6 protein-coding genes are annotated in these 6,895 nt (G+C 72.9%); all 6 read right to left on the bottom strand.

Annotated elements, in window-relative coordinates; translation table 11 throughout:
* Nucleotides 1–219: 219 nt before the first annotated feature.
* On the bottom strand, nucleotides 220–1,098 hold the full coding sequence (locus tag H0488_RS01990) for a hypothetical protein (RefSeq protein ID WP_183097593.1): 879 nt from the start codon (nucleotides 1,096–1,098) through the stop codon (nucleotides 220–222).
* An 11-nt stretch (nucleotides 1,099–1,109) separates the two neighbouring features.
* Nucleotides 1,110–2,039 (bottom strand): DUF2510 domain-containing protein, encoded by a 930-nt coding sequence (locus tag H0488_RS23580; RefSeq protein WP_220794099.1) that lies wholly within the window; start codon nucleotides 2,037–2,039, stop codon nucleotides 1,110–1,112.
* Nucleotides 2,040–2,095: 56 nt separating this feature from the next.
* A complete protein-coding gene (locus H0488_RS01980; protein ID WP_183097592.1) occupies nucleotides 2,096–3,073 on the bottom strand; it encodes a zinc-binding metallopeptidase family protein in 978 nt (325 codons plus the stop codon).
* A gap of 31 nt (nucleotides 3,074–3,104) precedes the next feature.
* Nucleotides 3,105–3,434 carry a hypothetical protein gene (locus tag H0488_RS01975; RefSeq protein WP_183097591.1) on the bottom strand — a complete coding sequence of 110 codons (330 nt, stop codon included), beginning with the start codon at nucleotides 3,432–3,434 and terminating at the stop codon, nucleotides 3,105–3,107.
* Nucleotides 3,435–3,537: 103 nt separating this feature from the next.
* Nucleotides 3,538–4,410 (bottom strand): transglutaminase family protein, encoded by an 873-nt coding sequence (locus H0488_RS01970; protein WP_183097590.1) that lies wholly within the window; start codon nucleotides 4,408–4,410, stop codon nucleotides 3,538–3,540.
* Complete coding sequence (locus tag H0488_RS01965; protein WP_312856170.1) at nucleotides 4,407–6,893, bottom strand: circularly permuted type 2 ATP-grasp protein; 2,487 nt, start codon at nucleotides 6,891–6,893, stop codon at nucleotides 4,407–4,409. The genes H0488_RS01970 and H0488_RS01965 overlap by 4 nt, the downstream gene beginning before the upstream one ends.
* Nucleotides 6,894–6,895 lie beyond the last annotated feature (2 nt).

Genomic DNA, 6,895 nt, shown 5'->3' with positions numbered 1-6,895 from the left:
GGGAACCCCCCGCCCCCGCCGGGGGACGCGCCGTACGGCGTCTGCGGCGGCGGGTAGCCGGGCTGCTGCGGATAGCCGGGCTGCTGCGGGGGAGTGCCGCCGCCGGGCGCAACCTGGGTGGGAGGGAGATCGCCGGGCTGGCCGGGGTACGGGTTGCTCACGACAGGGAGCGTACGGCGCGCACACCCCCGCCGTGGTTGATTTCGGCGTGAACCGTCCTCAGGGATGAACGGACTGCGCACGGCGCCGCGGCCACAGCGAGACGCCGAGCAGCACCGCCGCGACCGCCACACTGCCGACGAGCGCACCGCGCGCCGCGTCGTCGAGCGTGGAGACCACCACCTCGATCACGAGCCGGGCCAGGTCCTGGTTGTCGGGGTCGGCCTGCTCGACGACCACGTCCGTCGCCGTACCGGTGGACAGCAGCACCAGGCCGCCGCCGATCGCCACGCCGATCGCGCACGCCGCGCCGGCCCGGAGCCGGCCGCGCCACCCGCGGGCCGCGAGCACGGCGACCAGGACCAGCCCGCCCCAGAGCAGCGGGACCCAGAGCGCGAGCGCGTCCAGCAGCTGGTAGGCGCCGCGGCCCTCCTCCAGCTTGGACTCGGGCAGGACCGGGACCGGCAACGGGGTCGACGGCACGAACCGGGCGGGGATGCCGAACTGCTCCACGAAGTCGGCGAGCACCTGGTCGAGCAGCGGTTGGAGGTCGACCACGACCCAGCCGTCGGCGACGACGTCCTCGTCGCGCTCGTGGACGATCGCGAGGAACTCGCGGTGCAGCTTGGCGTTGGCGTCGCGCCAGAACTCCGGGAACCCGGGGCTCTCGACGACGTCCTGGGTCGACCGGCGCACCACCGTGTCCAGCGACGACGGCAGGCCGACCGGCACGTTGCTCTGCAGGGCCGCGACCGCGGCGGTGGCCACCTCGTCGGCGAGCCGGTCGCGCAGCTCCTCGTCGTCAGCGAGCGGCTCGACCGTGTCGACGTACGCCGGCGTGCTGTCGACGCGCAACGACAGCCAGCTCGCGGTGATGCCGATCGGGACCAGCACGGTCGACAGCACCACCGCGAACGCTGCCAGGGCAAGCCGGCTCACGGAGCGGGAGGTCAGAAGATGCCGACGTTGTCGGACTTATCGGCGTCGACCTTCCACTCGCCGTCCTCCTTGACGAGGTAGATCGTGCCCTCGGTCTCCTCGGCGTCGTCGTAGTAGTCGGCGATGTCGTCGTCGTCGCCCTTGTACTCGGTGGTGCTGGTGAACTCGACCTCGGCGGTCTTGTCCTTCTCCTTGACGTCACCGATCTCGAACTCGGTCTCGAAGTCGTCGGCGTACTCGTCGAACTCCTCACCGTCGAAGTCCGGGTCGTCCTCGATCGCGTCGTTGACGTCGCCGCAGTCGTCGATGTCGTACTCGTCGAACGCCTCTTCGCGGTCGTCCTCGCTGACCAGCTCGCACAACCGCTCGAAGTCGAACTCCGCGGACGCCTCGAGGTAGTCGCTCGCCACGTCCTCGGGCCCGCCTCCGAGCACGACCCGGAACAGCACGAACAGCAAGATCACGATCAGGAGCACCGCACCGACGGCGCCGCCGATGATCGCGATGACCTTGCCCTTGCCACCGCCGGACCCGCCGGTGCCGCCGGTGCCGCCGGTGCCGCCGGCGTATCCCCCACCGAACGGCTGCTGGCCGAAGCCGGGCTGACCGACCGGCTGGCCGTAGCCAGCGGGGGCGCCGTAGACGCCCTGTTGGGGAGTGCCGGGCTGCTGGGGAGTTCCGGGCTGCTGAGCGGCCGGCTGGCCGTAGTCGGCTGCGCGGTTGGGGGCGACCTGCGTCGGCAGGTCACCGCCGGGTGCCGACGGGGCCGACGGTGCCGACGGGGCCGCAGGGGCTGCCGGAGCGGCAGGTGCCGCGGGCGTCCCGCCGCCCGCCGGAGGCTGGGTGTGCTCAGTCCACTGGCTGCCGTCCCACCAGCGCTGCCCGCCCTGGCCGTCGGGGTACCACCCGGGAGGGGTGGAGGGCTGGTTCGGGTCGGACATGCGCGCTCCTGGCAGTCGGTTCAGCCCGCGAGGTCAGCGGGCAGCAATGGCGGGAATCATTGCATGGTCGCGTTCGCGTCAAACGCCAACCGGGCGATGAAGTCCAGCTTGTCCAGCACCGGCTCGGGGATGACGAACGGATAGAGGTCGTCCTTGCCCATGCTCCGGTTGATCTGGTTGAGCGCGAGCGACAACGGGATCCACACCTGGCGGACCAGGTCGCGGAACGGGCCGTCCGCGGGGGGTGTGGTCGACAGCAGTCCCTGGGCCGCGGCGGTCTCGCAGGTGTCGGAGATGTGGAGGTAGTGGGCGAAGGTCTCGGCGAAGTCCTCGAACGGGTGGGTCGTGGCGTACGACGAGATGTACGACGTCCACCACCCCGCCGGCGGCCCCTGGGCGTAGTGGCGGGAGACCGCCGCCTGGTAGTCCTCGCGCTCGTCGCCGAACAGCTGCCGGGCCCGGTCGAGCCGCTCGCCGCCGGTCACCAGCCGAAGCTGCATGAAGTGGCCGACCTCGTGCCGCAGGTGGCCGAGCATCGTGCGGTAGGGCTCACCGAGCTCCTCCCGGATCTGCTCCCTGCGCGCGCCGTCGGCCTCGGCGAGGTCGATCGTGATCACGCCGCCGGCGTGGCCGATCGTGACGTCCTCGCTCGTGCTGGAGAGCATGTCGAACACCAGCCCGTCGGTCGAGAAGCCGCGGGCGTCCAGCTCGACCAGCAGGTGCCGCTTGGCCGCCTCCGCCTTGGGGAACTGGGCGAGCCCGGCGGAGTCGTCGTCGGACGGGCGGGTCCGGGTCAGGTCGCAGGCCATGCACTGGCCGCCTTCGAGCCGGGCCAGCCAGGTGCAACCGGACAGGTTCAGGTTGCGGCAGACGTGCCACTCCAGGCCGGCCCGGTCGATGTACCGCCCGCTCCCGTCGACGGGAACCAGCGCCCGCTCCTCACGGGAGAAGCCGAGGCCGGTGCCGCAGGTGAGGCACACCGAGTTCTCGAAGAACAGCTGGCTGGAGCAGTTCCGGCAGGAGAAGGACCTCATCCCCGCAGGATGTCACCCGGGTGGCTAGGGCTCAGTTGACCTTGCTGATGATGAGGACGAGGACCACGAAGCCGATCAGCGCGAAGGTGGTCAGCAGACCCATCAGCAAGCCGATCGTCCGCTTCGCGCTCGGCGGCGGAGGCGGGAGCGACGGACCGTACGAACCGGCCGGCGGCGCGCCACCGGGGGCACCGCCCTGGAGGTAGCCGGGCGGACCACCGGCCTGCTGCGGCGGATAGCCAGGAGCCGGCGGGTAGCCAGGAGCGGCCGGATAGCCCGGCTGCGGGGCCGCCGGCTGTCCCGGATAGGGCTGCGGCTGTCCTGGTTGGGGCGGCGGGGCACCGTACGGCGGCTGGCTCATGGCACTAAGCCTCTTGAGCCCAGCGGGTTCTGTCCACCGATTCGCGGGAATTGCCCCGAAGGGACGATGCTCTCGGCCGGCTCTCGGCCGGCTCTCGGCCGGCTCAGAGCGGCTGCACGTCGACGGACACGTCGAGGTTGGAGTGGCGCGCCTCGGTGAAGATCACGCCCTTGACGGGCGGGACGTCGCCGTAGTCGCGGCCCCAGGCGAGCGTCACGTAGCGGTCGTTCTGCCACTGCTCGTTGGTGGGATCGACGGCCAGCCACTCGTCGTCGCCGAGCCACACCGCGGCCCAGGCGTGCGAGGCGTCGGCGCCGACCACCCGGTCCCGGCCCTCGGGGGGCTCGGTGGCGAGGTAGCCGCTGACGTAGCGGGCCGCGAGGCCGTGCGAGCGCAGGCAGGAGAGCGTGAGGTGGGCGAAGTCCTGGCAGACCCCGGCCCGCTGGGCGAGGATCTCCGGCACCGTCGAGGTGACGGTGGTCGCCGTGTGGTCGTACTCGAAGTCGCGATGGATCCGGTGGATCAGGTCGGAGACGGCGTCGCCGACCGGACGGCCCGGCAGCAGCGACGCGGCGGCGTACTCCTTCGCACCGGGGTGGATCGGCACCGCCGGGCTGGCCAGTGCGAGATCGGTCGCCAGCCAGGCTCCGGGAAGCTGCGGCTGTTCCAGCGGGAGTACACCGTCCCAGGGCCGGTCCAGCCGCGCCGGGTCGACCACCGGGGCCACGACCTCGACCTCGCCGGTCCCGACGATGACCAGCGTCCGGTGCGGCTCGACGACCTGGAAGTAGGACAGGTGGTTGCCGTAGTAGTCGGCGTCGGTCGCGGTGTCGGTCGGGACGGGCGTGATGTCGACCCGGTAGTCGCCGACCTGCTGCCAGGGCAGCTCCCGCGGCACCAGGTAGGCGATGCCGAGGCTGTCGGTGACGTCGTCGTCGTAGGAGTACGTCGTGCGGTGCTCGATCCGGTACCTCATGGGACGGGCTCCAGCTCGGGGAGGGAGCCGAACGACCGTGGCGCCGGACCGGTCGCGAAGTGCAGGTCGGCGACGGCCGCGGCGAGCCGGTCCAGCTCGGCACCGGTGGTCGCCAGGAAGGAGACCAGGTTGGGCCGGTCGGCACCGCCGATCGCCACCAGGCCGGCCACCTTGGTCTCCTCGACCTGGCTCCCGAGGGCGGCCAGCAGCCGCTCCGGCCGGGTGGAGCCGGTCGAGGCGGGCAGCGCCGCGAGGTGCTCGGAGGCGCGGGCGACGCTGAACGCCAGCGAGCGCGGGTTCTCGGGGTCCTTCAGGAGCAGGTCGAGCACTCCGGCGGGGCGGACGAAGTCGCGGTAGCGACGGCGGTGCGTCACCGAGCTCTCGGCCGCGGCGAGCACCGAGGCGAGGATCTCGCGGTCCACGTCGAGACCGTGGCGCTCGGTCACGGCGGTCAGCAGGTGGCCGACCTGCTGGCTGCGCTCGAGGTAGCGGCCGACGCTGATCATGTGCCAGCCCGGGTCGCGGATCATGTTCGCCGTCACCCCCGCCAGCGACAGCACACCGGTGAGCATCCGGCCCGCCGACTCGGCGACCTGGTGGCTGTCGGGGTTGCCGGCCAGGGTCGCCTGGGCGCGGTCGACCACACCGAAGATCCGCCAGACGTCCGAGGACCACTGGTCGCGCACCCCCGACAGCGCGTCGCGCATCGCCTCCAGGGACTGGGCGACGGACCCGGCGCGGTCCTGGTCCAGGAGCAGGGAGCGGAAGTCCTCGTCGTAGTCGTCGGAGACCCGGCCGGCCAGCCGGGTGATCAGCCCGGTGACGACCGAGAGGCTGAGCCCGCCGCTGGTGCGGGGCCGGCTGCGGAAGTCCTCGACCAGCACGTGGGCCGCGAGCACCAGCCGCAGCAGGTCCTCGGCCCGCTCGGCGTAGCGGCCGACCCAGAACATGTCCTCCAGGACCCGCGGCACCGTCGCCGGCAGCGACCGGCCGCTGGTCACCGGCATCACCTCCGCCAGCCCCTGGTCCGGCTCCCCGGTCTCCGCCTTGAGCACCCAGACGTCCTTGCTGGCGACGGTCCGGCCGTCGCGCATGACGTTGCCCAGGCCGCCGAGCAGGGTCCGGTACGACGAGCCGTAGCGGACCGTGAACGCCCGCAGGGTCACCGGCCGCGGTTCCGCCCGGCCGCTGCCGGTGCCGAGCAGCGAGCGGCGCGGCTCGGTCCACGTCGGCGACTGCGAGAGCGGGAGCCGCTCCTGCGCGACGAACCGGTGCGGGGCGGCCTCGATCCGCCGGGCGAGGGCCTCGGGCCCGACGTCGAGCACCGCGCCGGGGACGGTGTCGACCATCCGCACCGACAAGGACTCCAGGTTGGCCAGCACGTGCGCCCGCGCGTCCGGGTCGCCGCACCACCAGGTGGCGACGGTCGGCAGCCGCAGCGACTCCCCGAGCAGGTGCTCGCAGATCGCGGGCGCATAGGCCAGCAGGGCGGGGTTCTCGAGCACCCCGGCGCCGAGCCCGTTGACGACCCGAACCCGCTCGCGTCGTACCGCCTCGGCCAGGCCGGCGACACCGAGCTGCGAGTCGCCGCGCAGCTCGAGCGGGTCGCAGAACGACGCGTCGACCCGGCGCAGGATCACGTCGACCCGCTCCAGCCGGCCGAGCGACTTCAGCAGCACCCAGCCGTCGCGCACCACGAGGTCGCTCCCCTGCACCAGCGGGAAGCCGAGGCTGGTCGCGAGCGCCGCCTGGTCGTACGCCGTCTCCGAGTGGGTGCCCGGCGTCAGCACGACCACCCGCGGGTCGGGCAGCTCGCCGTGGGCGGACTGCAGCAGCGCGGAGCGGAACGCCCAGAGGTACGGCGCCATCCGGTGCAGGTCCGCCTCGCGGTAGAGCTCCGGCAGCACCCGGCTCAGCACCTTGCGGTTCTCCAGCGCGTAGCCGAGGCCCGACGGTGCCTGGGTCCGGTCGCCCAGCACCCGCCAGGCGCCCGACGCGTCGCGGCCGATGTCGGTCGCGGTGGTCACCAGGGGGCGGGGGTCGTTGCGCGACCCGTAGGCCATGATCCGCGTGAAGCCGGGGTGCGCGAGCACCGCGGCCGCCGGCACGATGCCGTCGCGCAGCAGCGTGCGCCCGCCGTACAGGTCGACGAGCACGGCGTTGAGCAGCTCGGCGCGCTGCGCGAGCCCGACCTCCAGCTCCCGCCAGGAGGCGGCGTCGACCACCATCGGCACCGGGTCGAGCCGCCACGCCGTCGGTCGCCGACCGGCGCGGGAGTAGGTGACGCCGTCGTCGGCGAGGAACCGGACGATCTGCTCGTCGATCCGGCGGAGGTCGCTCGCACCGAGGCCGGACGCGACCGCGGCCAGCCGCTTCCACGACGGACGCAGGAGGCCGTCGGGACCGACCACCTCGTCGTACCGGGTCGGCCCGCCACCCAGCATCGGCTGGGTGAGTGCGGCGACGTACTCCTTCAACACCACGG

Origin of the sequence: Nocardioides pelophilus, from assembly GCF_014180685.1 — a bacterium.
Classification (GTDB): Bacteria; Actinomycetota; Actinomycetes; order Propionibacteriales; family Nocardioidaceae; genus Nocardioides; species Nocardioides pelophilus.
This window is presented reverse-complemented; position numbering and strand designations above follow the sequence as displayed.

Excerpts from the sequence above, each read along its gene's own strand:
- H0488_RS01970 (WP_183097590.1), bottom strand. The coding sequence starts at position 4,410 with ATGAGGTACCGGATCGAGCACCGCACGACGTACTCCTACGACGACGAC.
- H0488_RS01980 (WP_183097592.1), bottom strand. The coding sequence starts at position 3,073 with ATGAGGTCCTTCTCCTGCCGGAACTGCTCCAGCCAGCTGTTCTTCGAG.
- H0488_RS23580 (WP_220794099.1), bottom strand. The coding sequence starts at position 2,039 with ATGTCCGACCCGAACCAGCCCTCCACCCCTCCCGGGTGGTACCCCGAC.
- H0488_RS01975 (WP_183097591.1), bottom strand. The coding sequence starts at position 3,434 with ATGAGCCAGCCGCCGTACGGTGCCCCGCCGCCCCAACCAGGACAGCCG.